21 protein-coding genes are annotated in these 17,210 nt (G+C 60.1%); 10 read left to right on the top strand and 11 right to left on the bottom strand.

What is annotated here, in order from left to right:
- Nucleotides 1–351: 351 nt before the first annotated feature.
- The 7 genes from CW354_RS15125 to gyrA form a co-directional block, all read right to left on the bottom strand.
- Nucleotides 352–1,578, bottom strand: a complete 1,227-nt coding sequence (locus CW354_RS15125; protein ID WP_207764837.1) for a glycosyltransferase family 4 protein — start codon at nt 1,576–1,578, stop codon at nt 352–354.
- Between the two features lie 40 nt (nt 1,579–1,618).
- Nucleotides 1,619–2,014: a hypothetical protein gene (locus CW354_RS15130; RefSeq protein WP_133162331.1), complete on the bottom strand. Its 396-nt coding sequence runs from the start codon at nt 2,012–2,014 to the stop codon at nt 1,619–1,621.
- Nucleotides 2,015–2,029: 15 nt separating this feature from the next.
- Nucleotides 2,030–2,479 (bottom strand): peptidylprolyl isomerase, encoded by a 450-nt coding sequence (locus CW354_RS15135; protein WP_104830934.1) that lies wholly within the window; start codon nt 2,477–2,479, stop codon nt 2,030–2,032.
- Entirely contained in the window at nt 2,476–3,378 is a 903-nt protein-coding gene (locus CW354_RS15140; protein WP_104830935.1) for a peptidylprolyl isomerase, read from the bottom strand. The genes CW354_RS15135 and CW354_RS15140 overlap by 4 nt, the downstream gene beginning before the upstream one ends.
- Before the next feature lie 77 nt (nt 3,379–3,455).
- Entirely contained in the window at nt 3,456–3,956 is a 501-nt protein-coding gene (gene coaD / locus CW354_RS15145) for a pantetheine-phosphate adenylyltransferase (RefSeq protein WP_104830936.1), read from the bottom strand.
- Nucleotides 3,957–3,971: 15 nt separating this feature from the next.
- Nucleotides 3,972–4,715: an aspartate/glutamate racemase family protein gene (locus CW354_RS15150; RefSeq protein ID WP_207764838.1), complete on the bottom strand. Its 744-nt coding sequence runs from the start codon at nt 4,713–4,715 to the stop codon at nt 3,972–3,974.
- The gene (gene gyrA / locus CW354_RS15155; RefSeq protein ID WP_423793539.1) at nt 4,712–7,417 is read right to left on the bottom strand and encodes a DNA gyrase subunit A; all 2,706 of its coding nucleotides are present in this window, start codon (nt 7,415–7,417) and stop codon (nt 4,712–4,714) included. Before gyrA ends, CW354_RS15150 begins: the two co-directional genes overlap by 4 nt.
- Nucleotides 7,418–7,647: 230 nt before the next feature.
- Between gyrA and CW354_RS15160 the strand changes: the two genes are divergently transcribed.
- The 5 genes from CW354_RS15160 (at nt 7,648) to CW354_RS23490 (ending at nt 12,342) form a co-directional block, all read left to right on the top strand.
- On the top strand, nt 7,648–9,072 hold the full coding sequence (locus CW354_RS15160) for a VPLPA-CTERM sorting domain-containing protein (RefSeq protein ID WP_104830937.1): 1,425 nt from the start codon (nt 7,648–7,650) through the stop codon (nt 9,070–9,072).
- A gap of 111 nt (nt 9,073–9,183) precedes the next feature.
- The gene (locus tag CW354_RS15165) at nt 9,184–9,783 is read left to right on the top strand and encodes a superoxide dismutase family protein (RefSeq protein WP_104830938.1); all 600 of its coding nucleotides are present in this window, start codon (nt 9,184–9,186) and stop codon (nt 9,781–9,783) included.
- Between the two features lie 34 nt (nt 9,784–9,817).
- Complete coding sequence (locus CW354_RS15170) at nt 9,818–10,879, top strand: Kelch repeat-containing protein (protein ID WP_104830939.1); 1,062 nt, start codon at nt 9,818–9,820, stop codon at nt 10,877–10,879.
- 417 nt (nt 10,880–11,296) lie between these two features.
- Nucleotides 11,297–12,025: a hypothetical protein gene (locus CW354_RS15175; protein WP_133162332.1), complete on the top strand. Its 729-nt coding sequence runs from the start codon at nt 11,297–11,299 to the stop codon at nt 12,023–12,025.
- Nucleotides 12,026–12,195: 170 nt separating this feature from the next.
- A complete protein-coding gene (locus CW354_RS23490) occupies nt 12,196–12,342 on the top strand; it encodes a hypothetical protein (RefSeq protein WP_165793744.1) in 147 nt (48 codons plus the stop codon).
- A 50-nt stretch (nt 12,343–12,392) separates the two neighbouring features.
- On the opposite strand, the gene CW354_RS15180 is transcribed toward CW354_RS23490, so the two are convergent.
- On the bottom strand, nt 12,393–12,851 hold the full coding sequence (locus CW354_RS15180; RefSeq protein ID WP_104830941.1) for a hypothetical protein: 459 nt from the start codon (nt 12,849–12,851) through the stop codon (nt 12,393–12,395).
- A 93-nt stretch (nt 12,852–12,944) separates the two neighbouring features.
- Between CW354_RS15180 and CW354_RS15185 the strand changes: the two genes are divergently transcribed.
- From CW354_RS15185 to CW354_RS15200, 4 genes are all read left to right on the top strand, one after another.
- Nucleotides 12,945–13,385 (top strand): Rrf2 family transcriptional regulator, encoded by a 441-nt coding sequence (locus CW354_RS15185; RefSeq protein ID WP_104830942.1) that lies wholly within the window; start codon nt 12,945–12,947, stop codon nt 13,383–13,385.
- Nucleotides 13,385–13,837: a group III truncated hemoglobin gene (locus CW354_RS15190; protein WP_104830943.1), complete on the top strand. Its 453-nt coding sequence runs from the start codon at nt 13,385–13,387 to the stop codon at nt 13,835–13,837. Before CW354_RS15185 ends, CW354_RS15190 begins: the two co-directional genes overlap by 1 nt.
- 2 nt (nt 13,838–13,839) lie before the next feature.
- Complete coding sequence (locus CW354_RS15195) at nt 13,840–14,127, top strand: TehB family protein (RefSeq protein WP_207764839.1); 288 nt, start codon at nt 13,840–13,842, stop codon at nt 14,125–14,127.
- 179 nt (nt 14,128–14,306) lie between these two features.
- Entirely contained in the window at nt 14,307–15,290 is a 984-nt protein-coding gene (locus CW354_RS15200; protein ID WP_104831090.1) for an NAD-dependent epimerase/dehydratase family protein, read from the top strand.
- Here CW354_RS15200 and CW354_RS23495 read toward each other — a convergent pair whose 3' ends face one another.
- A complete protein-coding gene (locus CW354_RS23495) occupies nt 15,291–15,437 on the bottom strand; it encodes a hypothetical protein (RefSeq protein WP_165793745.1) in 147 nt (48 codons plus the stop codon).
- 28 nt (nt 15,438–15,465) lie between these two features.
- Nucleotides 15,466–15,843 (bottom strand): hypothetical protein, encoded by a 378-nt coding sequence (locus tag CW354_RS23130; protein WP_133162333.1) that lies wholly within the window; start codon nt 15,841–15,843, stop codon nt 15,466–15,468.
- A 79-nt stretch (nt 15,844–15,922) separates the two neighbouring features.
- Here CW354_RS23130 and CW354_RS23500 point away from each other — a divergent pair, with 79 nt between their 5' ends.
- The gene (locus CW354_RS23500) at nt 15,923–16,492 is read left to right on the top strand and encodes a hypothetical protein (protein ID WP_165793746.1); all 570 of its coding nucleotides are present in this window, start codon (nt 15,923–15,925) and stop codon (nt 16,490–16,492) included.
- 98 nt (nt 16,493–16,590) lie between these two features.
- On the opposite strand, the gene ssb is transcribed toward CW354_RS23500, so the two are convergent.
- A complete protein-coding gene (gene ssb / locus CW354_RS15215; protein WP_104830946.1) occupies nt 16,591–17,055 on the bottom strand; it encodes a single-stranded DNA-binding protein in 465 nt (154 codons plus the stop codon).
- Nucleotides 17,056–17,210 lie beyond the last annotated feature (155 nt).

The following is a 17,210-nucleotide window of genomic DNA, read 5'->3' on the forward strand; positions in this document are numbered from 1 at the left end:
AATGTTCCACGGGAATTTCTCCTCTTCCGCCTGTCATCCCGCGCGCTGCGCGGCATGAAATGACGCGCCGCAGACACGGGATCCAAACTGGATCCCGTGGTCTGACTTCGTCAGCCCCGGGATGACAGTGAATGATAATAAAGCAACCAGCGAACCCGTGGATAACTCCGCACCGAATGCGGGTTTCCGGCAAGAATTCATCACATAGGATGTAAGCTGACGAAACCGTTCGCGTTATTGGGGCGGTGTGACAATCTCCGCTCATCCCCGCGAAAGCGGGGATCCAGAGTGTCGGCAACCCTGAAATGGATCCCCGCTTTCGCGGGGATGAGCGGGAGGGAAGATCGCCGCCTAAAGCCGGTGGCGCTTTACGACGTCGACGAACAGGTTGCCGAGTTTTTCCGCTTCCTTGTCGACATCGTGGCGTTCCTCGACGCGCGCGCGGCCTTCGCGGCCCAAGGCGGCAAGCTCGTCCGGCGAGGCGGCGAGCGCGGCGCCCATGGCTTCCGTCAAGGCCACGCTGTCGCCTGCCGGAATGATCCAGCCGCAGCCCTCGTCGACGAGTTCGGGAATGCCGGCAATGTAAGTGGAGATAACCGGTCGGCCGAGCGCCAGCGCCTCCATGATCACCACCGGCAGGCCTTCAGCGAAAGTCGGCAGGAGAAACGCGCGCGCGTTTTTCACCGTTTCGCGCACCTGCGCGTTCGCCATCCAGCCCTTGATGATCACCTGATCTGCAACGCCGCAGCGCGCGATTTCCGCCTCGATCTCGGGCCGGCTTTCCCCGTCGCCCACAAGGATGATTTTAAGATCCGGAAACTCGTCTTTGAGCGCGGCGGCGGCGGCCGGTATCTGCGCCTGACCCTTTTGGGGGCAAAGCCGCCCGACGCAGACAAAAGTCTGGTTGTCCGGCGGCGGCGTCGCCTCGAAGTCTTCAAGATTGAGACCGCAATGAACGATCTTGATTTTTTCGCCCATGGCGATGGAAGAAAAGCGGATGAGCTGCGATTTGCAGAAATGCGTAATCGCCGCGATGAAAGAGGCGTGCTCGATCTTCGCCGGAAAATCGAGCAGCGGCGCGTCCACAAGCTCGTCGGGCCCGTGCACCGTCGAACTATAGGTCGGCCCGCCCATGATCCGCGCCAGCATGGCGACGGCTGTGGAGTTCGTCAGGAAGTGCACATGCACATGATCGATATGATCGGTCTCGGCGCGCTGGCGGAAATAGCACGCCTCCATCAGATAGGCGACATGACGGACGACGCCGCCGCGCGCAGCTTTAAGGAGCGACCACCACGGGCCTAAAGCCTTCATCAGGCCGCGGGGATTGCCGATCAGTTCACGGAAGAACGCCTTGACGAGGCCGACGGCGTTGCCGGAAAGAATGTAATGGGTGCGGTCCACATCGGCGATGTCGAGCGGATCAACAAGCGCGCCGTCCCATTTACGCACCGCATAGCGGTGGATCTTCATCCCCCTGCGCTCATGAGCCTCGATCTCCCGCCGGATGAACGTCGTCGACGTCAGCGGAAAGGTGTTCATGAGATAGGCGATGTTGATGTGGCGGCCTTCGGTCATATTCGCTCTTCACTATCTTCTGCAAACTGCCCGCAAACCGTTAAAAGTCCTTATCCTTGAAGGGAATCGCCGCCACCTGCCAGTCATCTTCATAGATGATCATGCCCGGCTTGGCCGTCGTCAGCATTTCTGACATCACGCCATGCCTCCCCAACAGTGCAAGTAAGACTCTCGCTCTATCAATATGTTCATCCGCTTCAGGCTTGAACCATGATAAAGCCTTCTCATGCGCATGCTTGTTTTTGGAGCGCGCAAACCGCGTCGGCGCATCAAGATAGTCGTCGAACCAGCTTAAGAGCTCATTCAACTCTTCGACCTCATGCGCCTGCACTCGATTTTCTCGCCGCAAAGCATAAGCCGCTCTAAAAAAGCCAACCAGTTGCCCTGTCACTCCATCTTTCTGATGGGTGACGAAACGTACAAACTTGTCAGCCATGGGCGGGAAGGCGGCTTACGCCGCTGTGCGGAACTTGACGATTTTGGTCGGGTTCGCGGGCGGTTCGCCGCGCTCGGCCGCATCCACATGCTCCATGCCGTCGACCACCTTGCCCCAGGCCGTGTACTGGCCGTCGAGGAAAGAGGCGTCATCGAAAACGATGAAAAACTGGCTGTTGGCGCTGTTCGGGTTCTGGGCGCGCGCCATGGAACAGACGCCGCGCGAATGGTTCACGTCGTTAAACTCGGCCTTGAGGTTCGGCTTGTCGGAGCCGCCGGTGCCGTCGCCGCGGGGGCAGCCCATCTGGGCCATGAAGCCGTCGATCACCCGGTGCAGCGGGATGCCGTCATAAAAGCCTTCGTCGGCGAGCTCTTTGATGCGCGCCACATGGTCGGGCGCCTTGTCGGGGAAGGTTTCAATGGTCACGTCGCCCGTATCGAGGGTCAGGATCAGTTTATCGCTCATCGTTCAATCTTTCCGTCTACTTTGACCGGCACTTTGATTTCGCAGATGTCCTTGACATAGCCGTCATCGCTGACGTCGCCGGTCGCCTTCAAATAATCCATGAAGATCTTCTCATCGGTCTTCATGACCTTGATGTCTTCGCGGTCGCTGGCGGGAATATCCGCCGCGACGCGCATGCGGATGATCGGCGTCGGGCGCGAAGGCGGCTCGCCGCGCACGATGCGCCGCGTCGCCTCATAGCCGTCGACGATCCAGCCCCAGGTGGTGTAGCGCTGGTCGAGATTGAGGCGCGCATCGCCGATCATCAAAAAGAACTGGCTGTTGGCGCTGTCCGGCGGGGTCGCCCGCGCCATGGACATGACGCCGGGACAATGCACGCCCCACAGATCCGCATGGCCGTCGGTGAGAAAGGTTTTGAGACCCTCCGGCTGCGCGGCGACGGGCATGCCGTCGATATAGCCGATGCGCGGCGCGATGCGGTCGCGGCCGATTTCCTTGAAGCCCTCGACGTCGCTCGTATGGCGGGTGAATTCCGCTTTGAGATTCGGCTTGTCGGAACCGCCGGTGCCGTCGCCTTTCGGATCGCCGCCCTGGGCCATAAAGCCTTCGATCACCCGGTGAAAGGTGAGGCCGTCATAAAAACCCTCGCGGGTCAGCTCCTTGATGCGCGCAACATGAGCGGGAGCGAAGTCGGGCCTAAGCTCGATCACCACCGTGCCCGCAGGCAGGTACATATAAAGAGTGTTCTCGGGGTCGAGCGGGCGCCAGTCGGCGTCGGTCGCGCGCTCGATCACCTCTTTCGCGGTCGGCCCCTTGTCTTCCTCGTCGTCGGCCGCAAACGCCGCCGGCGCCGCTAGAGCGATGGCCGCGACCGCCCATGCCATTGATTTTAAATGCATATAAACTCCTTACCGGGGCCCGCCAGCATGTTTCCGGTCATCATATAGGCCGTTCTGCGGGAAAATGCGACCGCGCCTCATTTCGAGAATTTCGCCCGCAGCGCCGCGGCGGCGTGGTCCGGCACGAAGGAGGAGATGTCGCCGTCAAGACGGGCGATCTCCTTGACGAGGCGCGAGGCGATGGACTGGTAGCGCGCGTCGGCCATGAGGAAGACGGTTTCGATCTCGTCATTCAAGGCCTGGTTCATGCCGACCATCTGGAACTCATATTCGAAGTCGGAGACCGCCCGGAGGCCGCGCACGATGATGTTCGCTTTCACCTCTTCGGCGAATTTCATCAGCAACGTTTCGAACGGCTTGACGGTGATCGGCACGCCGCTCGCTTTGGAGATGCGCGCCATCTCCTGTTCGACCATGGCGACGCGCTCCTCGAGAGAAAAAAGCGGGCTCTTGTCGCGGTTGATGGCGACGCCGATCACAAGCTCGTCGACGAGCTTCACCGCGCGTTCGACAATATCCACATGACCGAGCGTCAGCGGATCGAACGTGCCGGGATAAAGGCCGATGAGCTTGGTCATGATCGTGAACTTTCCTTAGGCGGTCTCAACGGGCCCGCCGCGCCATGTCGGCATGGGGGCCCTCCCTGTCGCAACATCGAGCGCTGCTTTGGCCAGGAGCCGGGTCGAATCGAGCGTCGGCAGCGCGGTTCTCACGCTGTCGAGCAGGATCGGAATTTCGGTGCAGACCATGGCGACGCCGTCGCATCCCTCATCGGCGAGTTTTTCGATGACGCCGGCGTAAAACGCCTTCGATGAATCGAGAAACTTGCCGCGCACCAGTTCTTCAAACACCACCCGGTCGATCTCGGCGCGGTCTTTGTCATCGGGGATGGCGCGTTCGATGCCTTGCGCCGCCAGCGCGCGCTTATAGGCCGGACCTTCCATGGTGAAGCGCGTGCCAAGAACGCCGACCTTTTTCATGCCTTGTTTCTTTGCTTCCGCCGCGACCACGTCGGCGATGTTGAGCCCCGGAATCACAAAATCCGGCCCCTCATGCTCCAGCGCGATATGGCTCGTATTGTCGGCGCAGGCGAAAAAATCTGCTCCGGCCCCGGCGAGGTTCAAGATCGACTGGGCGTGGATATTGCGGATGAAGTCGTGATCCCCCTTGTCCCACGCGTCCATGGATTGGCCGAAGGCGATGCAGTCGACGGTGACGTCGGGATGCATGTCCGGCCCCAGACGCTTGCCGCCTTCATGGCAGAAGGTCGTGAAGCAGAGCGCGGCGCCTTCAGCGCTGTGGGCGAGAATGCCGAAATGTTTCAGCCCATCGCTCACGCTTCGCCGTCTTCCCCGTCTTCTTCTTCGCCGTCCTCCTCATCCACATCCTCGATGCGGCCGACGGAGACGACTTTTTCGTCGTCGCGCGTGCGGAAGATGGTGACGCCTTGCGTATTGCGCCCGGCGATGCGGATGTCGTTCACCGGCGTGCGGATCAGCTGGCCGCGATCGGTGACGAGCATGATCTGGTCGGTGTCTTCGACGGCGAAGGCCGCAACCACGGGCCCGTTCCGGTCCGTCGTCTGAATCGCGATGATGCCTTTGCCGCCGCGCCCCGAGGTCCGGTATTCGTAAGACGAGGTGCGCTTGCCGTAGCCGTGTTCGGTGACGGTGAGGACGAACTGCTCGTTGGCGCCGAGTTCGGCGACGCGCTCCGGGCTGATCGCCACATCCGCGACATCCGAATCTTCCGGATCTTCCGCATCGGTCTCGCCCACGGCGCGGCGCATGGCGGCGGCGTGTTTAAGATAAGCCCGCGCTTCTTCGGACGTCGTCTCCACATGGCGCAGGATCGCCATGGAGATGACGTGATTGCCCTTGTCGAGCCGGATGCCTCTGACGCCGGTCGAGGTGCGGCCGGCGAAGACGCGCACCGTATCCACAGGGAAACGAATGCACATGCCCGATGCGGAGGTCAAAAGCACGTCCTCATCCTCGCGGCAGACCTTGACGCCCACAAGCCGGTCGCCTTCGTCGAGCTTCATGGCGATCTTGCCGTTGCGGTTGATGCGCTGGAAGTCCGACAGCTTGTTGCGCCGGACATTGCCCGACTTGGTGGCGAACATGACGTGCAGCTGCTCCCAGGCGTCTTCGTCTTCGGGCAGCGGCAGGATATTCGTCACGCGCTCGTCGGGCCCGAGCGGCAGCAAGTTCACAAACGCCTTGCCGCGCGATGACGGCGCGCCTTCCGGCAGGCGCCAGAGCTTCAGCTTGTAGGCCATGCCCGTGGACGTAAAGAACAGGAGCGGCGTGTGGGTGTTGCCGACAAAAAGCTGGTTGACGAAATCCTCGTCCTTGAACTTCATGCCGGCGCGGCCCTTGCCGCCGCGTTTTTGCGCGCGATAGGTCGACAAGGGCGTGCGCTTCACATAGCCCGCATGGGTGACCGTGACGACCATGTCTTCCTGGGCGATCAGGTCTTCGTCCTCGACCTCGCCTTCGGCCTCGATAAACTCGGTCTTGCGCGGCGTCGCGAATTCATCGCGCACGGCGGAGAGTTCGTCTTTGACGATCGTCAGCACGCGGTCGCGATTGCGCAGAATGTCGAGATAGTCGGCGATCTTTTCGGCAAGCCCGGTCAACTCGTCGCCGATCTCGTCGCGTCCCAGCGCCGTCAGGCGCTGCAGCCTGAGATCGAGGATCGCTTTCGCCTGCTCCTCCGAAAGCTTCAGCGTATTGCCGTCGCTCATGAGGTGGCGCGGATCGGCGACCAGCAGCACCAGCGGGGCGAGGTCCTTCGCCGGCCAGTCGCGCGCCATCAACTGCTCTTTCGCGGTCGCCGGATCCGGCGCATTGCGGATCAGCGCCACGACTTCGTCGATATTGGCGACGGCGATGGCGAGACCGACCAGGATATGCGCCCGGTCGCGGGCCTTGTTGAGTTCGAATTTCGTGCGGCGCGTGATCACTTCCTCGCGGAAGTCGATGAACGCCGTGAGCACGTCGCGCAGCGACAATTGCTGCGGCTTGCCGCCATTCAGGGCCAGCATGTTGACGCCGAAACTCGTCTGCAGTTGCGAGTGGCGGTAAAGCTGGTTCAAAACGACGTCGGGCGAGGCGTCGCGGCGCAGTTCGACGACGACGCGAATGCCCTGACGGCTCGACTCGTCGCGAATGTCGGCGATGCCTTCGATCTTTTTCTCGCGCACCAGATCGGCGATGCGCTGGACCATCATCGCCTTGTTCACCTGATAGGGAATTTCCGTGATGATGATCCCGTAGCGGTCCTTGCGGACCTCTTCGATGGTCGCGCGCCCGCGCATGACGACAGAGCCGCGCCCGAGCAAAAGCCCCGCCTTCGAACCGGCGCGGCCGAGGATCATGCCCCCGGTGGGGAAGTCCGGACCCGGCACGATCTCGATCAGCTCTTCGTCGGAAATGCCGGGATTGTCGATCATAGCCATGGTCGCGTCGACCACTTCGCCGAGATTGTGCGGCGGAATGTTCGTCGCCATGCCGACGGCGATGCCGCCGGCGCCGTTGACCAGGAGATTGGGATAGCGCGCCGGCAGAACCGTCGGTTCTTCGCGCTCGTTCGAATAGTTCGGAATGTAGTCGACCGTGTCTTTCTCGATGTCTTCGAGAAGCGACTGCGCGACTTTTTCAAGACGGCATTCCGTATAACGATAAGCCGCGGGCGGATCGCCGTCGATGGAGCCGAAATTGCCCTGCCCGTCGATCAGCGGCAGGCGCATGGAGAAATCCTGCGCCATGCGGACAAGCGAATCGTAGACCGCCATGTCGCCATGGGGGTGATAGCGGCCCATGACGTCCCCGACCACGGTGGCGCATTTGCGGTACGGCTTGTTATGCAGCATGCCGTTTTCGTGCATGGTGTAGAGAATGCGCCGGTGCACGGGCTTCAACCCGTCGCGCGCGTCGGGAATCGCGCGCGAGACAATGACGCTCATCGCATAGTCGAGATAGGACTTGCGCATCTCGTCTTCGATCGAAATGACCGAGACGCCGTCATGCTGGATCGGGGTCGGCTCGTCGGAATTATCGGGGGTTTCGCCGTTGTCTTCGGCCACGGAATCTATCCTTTGGAATCAGTCGGAAAAGAAGGGTTTGGCATAGCATCCGCGCCCCGCCAAGGCCATGGTTTTGCGACATTTATGTGAAAAATCGGCCTCTGCGCAGCGACCTATAATTTTCCGTCACAAACCCCGTTTAGGAGGACTGTTTTTGTCACTTTTCGGGGGGTTTTCTCATGTTCCGATCCGCGCTTTTCGTTTCAACCGCCTTGGCCGCGCTGGGATTTTCCACATCCGCGGCCTTCGCCGACTGCACGCCGGACAGCCCGGGCGGCGGCGACACGGTGACTTGCGCGAGCGACGACGCGGACGGGCTTGAAGACGGCAGCGACAATGTCACGGTCAATATCAATGCCGGCGTCACTGTCTCCAATCCCGGCGGCGACGCCATCAAGCTCAAGGGCGACGCCAATATCATCAATAATGACGGCGCCCTCGACGGCGACGATGAAGGCGTCCAGATCGAGGGCGCGAACAGCGAAGTCCGCAACAACAGCGGCGCCTCCATCGCGGGCGGCGACCGCGGCGTCCAGATCGAAGGCGACGGCACGATCCTGACCAACGCCGCAGGCGCGACGATCACCGGCGGCGACCGCGGCGTCGAAGCCGAAGATGCGGACAATGTCGAAATCTACAATTCCGGCCTGATCGAGGGCGAAGACAAGGACGGCGTGCGCGCCGGCTCCGGCGCAATCATCCAGAACAACGCCGGCGCGACGATCCTCGCCGGCGATGACGGCGTCCAGATCGCCGGCGACGGCGCGACAATCACCAATAACGGAACCATCTCGGCGCTTGTGGATCAGGGATCGGGCGGCTCCAGCGAAGGGATCACCGGCGATGACGACATCACGCTGATCAACCATGGCACGCTGGAAGCCGATGACGACGCATTCCAGACCCAGCTCAACGCGAACGTCACCAATACGGGAACGATCCGCTCCATCAACAATGACGGGATCGACATCGATACCGGCGCCATCGTCAATTCCGGAACCATCATCGCCGAAGGCGTCGAGGACGGCGTCGATTACGATGCAGGCGTCGATCCCATATCCATCTCCACCATCGACAACCAGGCGGGCGGCGTCGTCGGCGTCAATGTGGACGCGGGCAACGATGCGCGCCAGTTCGTCACCAATGCCGGAACCATCACCGGCACGGGCGGCACGGCGCTGTTCCTCGAAGAAGGCGAAGACAGCCTGACCATGCTCGGAACCGGCGTCATCAACGGCGTCGCCGATCTCGGCGAGGACGACGACCTCCTGACCGTCATGGGCCCGCAACTGGCGGCGGTCGGCGGCGGAAACCTGTTCGACGGCGGAGCGGATATCGACACCATCGCTTTCGACGAGATCGCGTCGGACGATCTCATTTCACTGACCGTCGCGTCCCTCGCCTCGACCCTGACCTTCCGCAATTCGGACGATACGGTCAGCACGCTGCTCTTCGCGAATTTCGAGTATTTCAGCCTGACGGACGGGATTTTCAGCGTTGAGGAGTTCGCCTCGGCCGTGCCGGTCCCGGCGGCGGGCTTCCTGTTCGCGGGCGGGCTCGGCCTGTTCGGCTTCCTGCGCCGGCGGGCCCGTCCCAAAGTCTGATCGGGGCCCGTTCGAGAAACGGTCCGCGTCTGCGTCAAGATGCGGCTGCAACGAGTTTATTCCTAGGCGTGTCTGCTATAGTGTCATCAGCAGAAAGCCTAGGAGCACCTCATGACCTCGGCATCAAAAATTGCAGGAATATCAGCAGCTTCGGCTATAATCCTCGCTGCTTGCGGAAATCCGGGCGAGACCGGATCGGCCCAGGCCGCAGAAACCGACCCGGAAAAAGCCGCTGTTTCACTCGCCGGCTGGGGCGACGCTTCGGCCGCGTTCGTCAATACGGACGGCGAAAAGGCCGGCGACGTCGCTTTCAAGCAAACGCCTCATAGCGGCGTTCTCGTCCGGGTGTCGCTTTCCGGCCTCTCCGAAGGCTGGCACGGCGTTCACCTGCACCAAGTCGGCGATTGCAGCGATGGCGCCGAAGGCTTCAAGGCCTCGGGAAGCCATATCGATCCGGAAGACAAAGCGCACGGCCTTTTGAATCCCGACGGGCCCGAAGCGGCCGACATGCCGAACATCTATGCGGGCGCGGACGGCCTCGCCGTCGCGTCCATTCTCAATCCAATGGTTTCGATGGATTCCGGCGGGCCGCTTGCCGACGAAGACGGCTTTGCAGTCATCGTGCATGCGAATCCGGACGATCACATGGCGCAGCCGATCGGCGGCGCCGGGTCGAGGGTCGCCTGCGCGGCGGTCGCGCTCGGGGAATAAAACAGGTTTCGTGGCGTAAGGGGGGAACCAAAAAATGAGAAACATCGACAGGCGCGCGGTGCTGGCGGGCGGAACGGCGCTCGGCGCCGGCGCGTTTTTGCCGGCCCGCGCTTTCGCGGATGGCGGGCCCATGGGCGCCTGGACGCCGCTCGCCCACATGCCGTTTCCGGTGCAGGAGATTTATCCCGCGCCCTTCCGCAAGTCCTCCGATCCCGGCACGTCGTTGAAACCGAAACCCCTCGACCTTCTTGTCAACGCCGGCGGCCTGACGCCCGACGGCGCGTTCAACGTTACGCCGAAAGTCACGTTTTACGATCCGGCTTATGACGCCTGGGGGTTCGCGACCTTCCTGCCCGAGCCGCGCCATCATCTCGCGCTCGTCAATAATAACGGCTTTCTTTACGGCGTCGGCGGCTTCGCCCGGGACCGTAATGGCGGCTGGCAGATGCGCGCGAACAACTGGCGGCTGACCGAGCTTGACGGCGACTGGAAAGAGATGGCGCCCCTGCCCCATCCGCAAGCGGAAAGCGTGACGCAATCCCTGAACGGCTTCATTCACATGGCGGGCGGACGCGCGCCGGCGGGCAGCCACAACACCGAATGGGCCGATCATATCGATACGGACGAGCACTGGTATTACGACCCGCGCGATAATCGCTGGCGGTCTCTCGCGCCCATGCTGACGCCGCGCAACTCCGCCGCCGGCGCCGTCGTCAACGGCGTGCTCTATGTCATCGGCGGACGCACCGTGAGCGACGGCAATCTGAACGCCGTCGAAGTCTACGATCCGCTTTCCGACCGCTGGGAACAGGCGCGGCCCATGCCGAAGCGCCAGGGAGGGCTCGCGGCGGCGGTCTTGAACGGCAAGATTTATGTGTTCGGCGGCGAATATTTCGACCCGCGTCCCGGCGGCGTTTTCGCGGAAAGCTGGGAATATGATCCCGACAAGGACGAATGGCGCGCCGTCGCGGCGATGCCGCATCCGCGTCACGGTCTTGGCGCGGTGAAACTCGGCGAAGCGATCTATGTTCTCGGCGGCGCCGCGAAACCGAGCGGCGAAGAAACCAGCGCCGCCCTCGACAAGTTCGAGATTTAGGCGGCCGTCCAAATAGGGAAGGAGTTCCTCATGCGCTCGGTCGTCCTTCTCTTCATTGCCTTCTTCGTCGCGCTTATCTTCGGCTTTTTGCCAAGACCGCTGATCACGCCGGACTGGCGCGCGCCCTATGAAAAAGCGCTCGCCGCTGAGAATTGCGAGGCCCTCCGCCGGGCGTTTGGCATTCAAAGGATCACGGACAATCTGCCTGGGTGGATTGAAATACAACTCACATTAGAGCGAAAGGAACTATGCGGCGCAAAACGAAACCCTGATACGGGTTATGAGTTAAACGAAATAGATTTATATGGATCCTCAAATTTCTTTCAGCGCGCGCGCGCAAGTTCATATCTGTGGCCGCGCATTGAACTTTTGCTGAAAAAAGAGCCGCATACAGAAAACCCTATAATAAAAGCATCGATGAAACGCGCCAGATCCGTCCGGCTTCGATGCCGCGGGCATATGTGGCCGGCGCTTTCCTATCCGGATTACCGCCTCATGGCCTATGCGCTCGATCATGACGACTTGAGCCTGGACGAGATTAACCAGATCGCCATGGACCAAACGACAGCTTGCGCCTCCATGCTGTTGGGCGAATCCGTGCTCATGCTCAATGCATCGAAAACCGCTGAAGATTACGCAGTCGCCTTGTCTCACGGCGCCAGCTTCGCCCGTTTAGCCTATGCGGCGCCTGAAATGTTTAGCGAGATGATACGCATCACAAATGCGCTTCCCGACACAATCAAAGAGGACAATGATTTCAGCGTCGGCTTTATTCTCGAATACAGCCTCACACGGGATTTTTTACAAGCCGAGATCGGATGCAAGACTGCGTATGAAAACACCCTCGCCGGCGCGATCGCATGCGCCAATGTCGCTGCTGAAAAAATCGGGGAACGGCCGCTAACAGCGGCTTACGCCTATTATTACGCGCTCAGAGCGAAGCGCCTTGGATGGGAAGATGTCGCCAATGCAGAGAAAGCGGCGCAAGGCGTGCTCACGCCTGACTGCCTCGCCGCCATCGCGACGCTCGAAGAAGCTCATACCCGTGAAAGCCTGGATCACCGGCAGTATCTGACCCTAAATCAGCCCTATGAGCTGAGAAGGCTCCCTGCCTGTGACAATCTTCAGCCCGATTCGCCGGATTGATAACGCCGCAGCGGCGCACGCAACCGTCATGTTGGCTTTGAGCGGTTAACCTCTCCCGCAGGACGCGTAAAACCGCTTCTCCTCCCATGCTTGCTGGCTTTTCTCAGGAGAAAGTCAAGATATAGAACATGGTAGTTAACTGCGCCCGCCTGCGCCGCGCGGATTGCTGATTGCTGATTGCTGAAAAAGCAAAGACCCGCCCGCAGCGCGGAAGCGTAAATAGGGAAGGCATGTTCCAGCAGGCTCTCGACATGCCGCCGGTTCCGGACACCAACCGCTACATCGCTTTCGCCCTGCCAAAGGAAGACATCGAATAAGCGATCAAACTTCAGGGCCGGGCGTTTGCCCGGTCTGACCGCGAGACGGATCACCGGCTCATGGCGATGATCAGCCCCATGCCGGCGCCGGCGATGAGGACGGCCGACGGCACAAGCAGGATTTGCAGCATCGCTTCGCGTCCTGAAACGACGCCGGTCCAGGTTTCGAACGGTTCTTTCAGGAACGCCGCAAAAGATTTTTCCTGAACCGGGTCCACGCGCCCGCCGACGCGGCTCAACATGAAAGGCGTTCCCATATAAGCGGCGAGATAAACGGCGCTGATCGCCACCATGAACAGCGCTTCTTTGTCGCCCGCAAAAGTCAGCCAGAAAACCGCGAGCAGCGCCGCATAGATCAGCGCGAGCGCCTTGAAGACGCCGCCGTGAAGGCTCGTATTCGCCTGTTCTATTTTGACAAGGGTTAAGGCCGGCGCGGCCCGCTCTTTTAGCGCCGACTCGATTTCAGCCTCTAAAATCTGCGTTTCCATCACTTCCGCCGGATATCCCATGACCGTCATCCTTTTCATGTATATAAGATACATCTTTTATATTGCATTCCCGGCCGATATCCAATATATAAGATACATCTTTTAGGAGCGACCATGCGTCTCAATCTTCAAACCGACTACGCCTTGCGCATGCTGATGCATCTCGCCGTCAACCAGGACCGGCTGTGCACCATTGCGGACATCGCCGAGCGCTACGGAATTTCGAAAAACCATCTGATGAAAGTCGCGCATCTTCTGGGGCGGGACGGCTTCATCGAAACGGTGCGCGGGCGCGCCGGCGGATTGCGGCTTGCGCGCCCCGCGTCCGAGATCAATGTGGGCGACATCGTCCGCCGCATGGAGGCGGATTTCGCCGTCGTCGAATGTTTCGCGGGCGGCGCCGGCGAATGCGCCATCACCCCCGCCTGCCGGCTGAAATCGGTATTGAAAGAAGCCCTGGAGGCGTTTTTGACGGCGCTCGACGCCTACACGCTCGACGATCTCGTGAGACGCAATCCGCGCCTGCGCGACTTGCTTGCAGAGGAGGCCGCCTGATGGAGACCCGCATCCGCACCGCCGACGAACGCCGCCGGGAGATCGAGGCGGCCGCCGTGAAAATGGGAATCGACGAAGCCTACATCTCGGTTCTCGTCGACACATTCTATGGAAAAGTCCGCGCCCACCCCGTGCTCGGGCCGGTCTTCGCCGAAAAAATCAGCGACTGGGGCCCGCATCTTGCGAAAATGAAGGATTTCTGGGCGTCGGTGGCGCTGAACGCTGGGCGTTATTCGGGCAAGCCGGTCCCGAAACACGCGGCTCTGACCTCGGTTCAGGAACGGCATTTCGACATCTGGCTCGGGCTTTTCCGCGAGACGCTCGACGAGACCGCGCCGACGCCGCAAGCCGCCGATTATTTCATGGAGCGCGCGATGCGCATCGCAGAGAGCCTGAAACTCGCAATGTTCGGCCTGCCTGGACTTCGCGCGCCGGCGCAAGCGGAGACCTGATTTTGCGTGAAGACCTGCCAGACGGTCTCGTCAATTATGGCGGCACGCCGGTTTTTACCGAAAAGACCGTGCCGGCGAAACTGACCCGCGCCCACGACACCAAGCCCGGCGTGTGGGGCAAGCTAGTCGTCATCGACGGCGCGCTCGATTATGTCATCCCGGGCCCGCCGGAAGAACGAATGCGCATCGAGGGCGGCGATTTCGCAATCATCGAACCGGAAATCGAACACTATGTGACGCCGCGCGGCGCCGTGAGCTTCCGCGTCGATTTCTATCGCGCCGCTCGGTAGCGTCTCAGTTTGCCTTCGCCCTTCGAGACAGCCCCGCTCCTTCATCCTGAGGAGCAAGCCGCAGGCTTGCGTCTCGAAGGACGAAGGAGCGGGGCCTCCTCAGGATGAACGCAAACTGAGACGCTACCCGCCGCTCAAACCGATTGACGCTTTGCGATCATAGCGGCAAAAGCCGCCTCATGACCTTTCTCGTCACCGGCTCCTCCGGCCATCTCGGCGAAGCGCTCTGCCGCACGCTCAAGGCGCAGGGGCGCGGCTATGCGAGCGCCGACATCAAGCCCGGCCCTTACACGACGCATCAGGGCGACCTCGCCGATCCCGATTTCACTACGCGCATCATGAAAGGCGTCAGCGGGGTTCTCCACGCGGCGACGCTGCACAAGCCCCATGTGGTCACGCACAGCTTTCAGCAATTCGTCGATGCGAACGTCACCGGCACGCTCAATCTCCTGGAAGCGGCGGCGCGCGAAGGCGTTGAAAGCTTTATCTTCACCAGCACCACCAGCACCTTCGGCGAAGCCATGCGCCCGTCTAAAGGATCGCCGGCGGTGCTGGTGACCGAAGATCTCGCCCCGATTCCGAAAAACATCTATGGCGTCACCAAGCTCGCGGCGGAAAATCTCTGCCGGCTTGTTCACAAGAAACACAAACTCCCCTGCCTCGTGCTCCGGACCTCGCGTTTCTTCCCCGAAGAAGACGACAGCGCGGCGATCCGCAATGGCTATGACGATCTCAACGCCAAGGTGAACGAGCTTCTCTATCGCCGCGCCGACATCGAAGACATCGTATCGGCGCATATGCTGGCGCTGGACCGCGCGCCGGAGATCGGTTTCGCCCGCTACATCATCTCGGCGACGACGCCTTTTAGGGCGGACGACCTAGAAGAACTCGGTCGCGACGCGCCCGCGGTTCTGAAACGCTATGTGGATTATGAAGCGGACTATGCGCGGCGCGGCTGGCGCATGTTCGATACGCTCGACCGGCTCTATGTGAACGATCTGGCGCGAAAAGAGCTTGGATGGAAGCCGAAAACCGACTTTTCAGCCGCGCTCGACCGGATGAAACGCGGCGAAAGCCCGTTCAGCGCCCTCGCCGGCGCCATCGGCAAGAAGGGCTATCACGACGAGGTTTTCGAAAACGGCCCGTTTCCCGTGGATGAATAATCAGTGCCGATCCACCGGCAGGCAGTCGGCGTAAACCGGATGGCCCACGACCTGGCGGCTCATCCAGTCTTCGCCGGCGGCGATGCAGTCTTCTTTATTGTCATAAACGCCGATGATTTCCGGCTCGCCTGTCGGTCCGGGGGACAAATACCCTTGAGCCGTCCATTCATAGATCTCAGGCTGGGTTGCGCAGGCGGATGCAGCAACAGCGAAAATGATTATTGCAACGCAAAATGATTTTGATTTCATAAGACCTCTCCCCGATCCGGAAATATCGATCGTAAGCGAGGCTGAAAAAGGGCGCAAAAGCGAAATCGCCGCCCCAAAATGCTTTTCTTGTGGAAAACCACTTCAAACGCTTCCTGAAAGATGGAATTTTTTTTGAAGATTGCGCCTCAGGGCTGCGAAAAATCGGGCGGAGCGGCGAAAAAAACGGCCCGGCGCCGTAACGATCCCCAAAAGTAAAGCCCCGGCGATGATACGCGCCGGGGCTTTGAGCGAATAACAACCGTTTAGACAGCTGAATTCTGATTTGGACGAATGCTTTGCGCATTCCGTATTCTGTTTGCGGAGCGCCCCCGCATGTCATCGGCCCGCTACTTTGAACGCCGGCCCGATGAAAAGCCCCTCTTTTGCGCTTCCTCGTGCTTCAAAACACGGTCCTGCGCGAGCGGCTATGCAACAAAACGCTTATAAATCAAGCGCTTCGCGCATTCAAACCCAAGCCGTTAGCGACGCTTGCGCTTCGTGGTTTTGCGCTTGGTCGTCTTGCGCTTCGCCGTTTTGCGCTTAGCAGGCGCTTTGCGCTTCGCGGTTTTGCGCTTGGTCGCTTTTTTCTTGGTGGTTTTGCGCTTGGCTGTCTTGCGCTTCGCGGTTTTACGCTTGGCAGCCTTTTTCTTGGTCGCCTTGCGCTTCGTCGCTTTACGCTTCGTAGCCTTTTTCTTTGCGGTGGTTTTCCGCTTTACAGCCTTGCGCTTGGTCGTCTTGCGCTTGGTTGCTTTCTTCTTTGTGGCCTTGCGCTTGGTGGTTTTGCGCTTAGCAGCCTTGCGTTTTGTCGTCTTACGCTTGGCCGGGGCCTTTCTTGTCGTCTTACGCTTTACAGTTTTTCTTTTCGCGGTTTTTTTCGCCGCTTTTCTCTTGGTCGTTTTTCTTTTGACCGCCATGGTTCACCTCCGAATCATGTGTCGAAAGCGGAAACATAACGCAATTTACTAAAAAAGTATTGTATGCACGCTTTGTTATAGGCGTGCAGCAGCATTTTTTTGCATTTTTTGATTCGTTTTCGCGTTTTACAGCGCGATTAAAACGGAATGTCGTCGTCTAACTCGTAACTTTGTCCGCCTGAAGACCCTCCTCGTTCGGACATTCCGCCCCCATCGCGATTTGAGTCGCGGTCAAAACCGCCGCCGCCGCTTCTTCCGTCGAGCATGGTGAGGTTCGAGTTGAACCCTTGCAGCACAACTTCCGTCGTATAGCGGTCATTGCCGTCCTGGCCCTGCCATTTGCGCGTTTGCAGCTGGCCTTCGATGTAAACTTTCGATCCTTTGCGCAGATATTGCTCTGCAACACGCGCGAGACCTTCATTGAAGATAACAACGCGATGCCATTCGGTTTTTTCGCGCCGTTCGCCGGTGTTTTTGTCTTTCCAGCTGTCCGATGTGGCGACGGAAAGATTTGCGATGCTCTTTCCGTCTTTCGTCTGGCGAATTTCCGGATCGGCGCCCAAATTGCCGACGAGGATGACTTTGTTGATGCTGCCTGCCATGAAATTCTCCTGAAATCTCGCTTTAGAGAGCTAATCGCGCGGATTCGGCGCCGGCTCAATAAATCGTTCTCCCCAATCGGGCGCCTTGCGAACTTGCAAATGTTCACACCTTGTTCTTGCTGTCAACGTCGATATATAGAAACGCTGAGCATCAA

The organism is Hyphococcus luteus, assembly GCF_002943565.1.
Classification (GTDB): Bacteria; Pseudomonadota; Alphaproteobacteria; order Caulobacterales; family Parvularculaceae; genus Hyphococcus; species Hyphococcus luteus.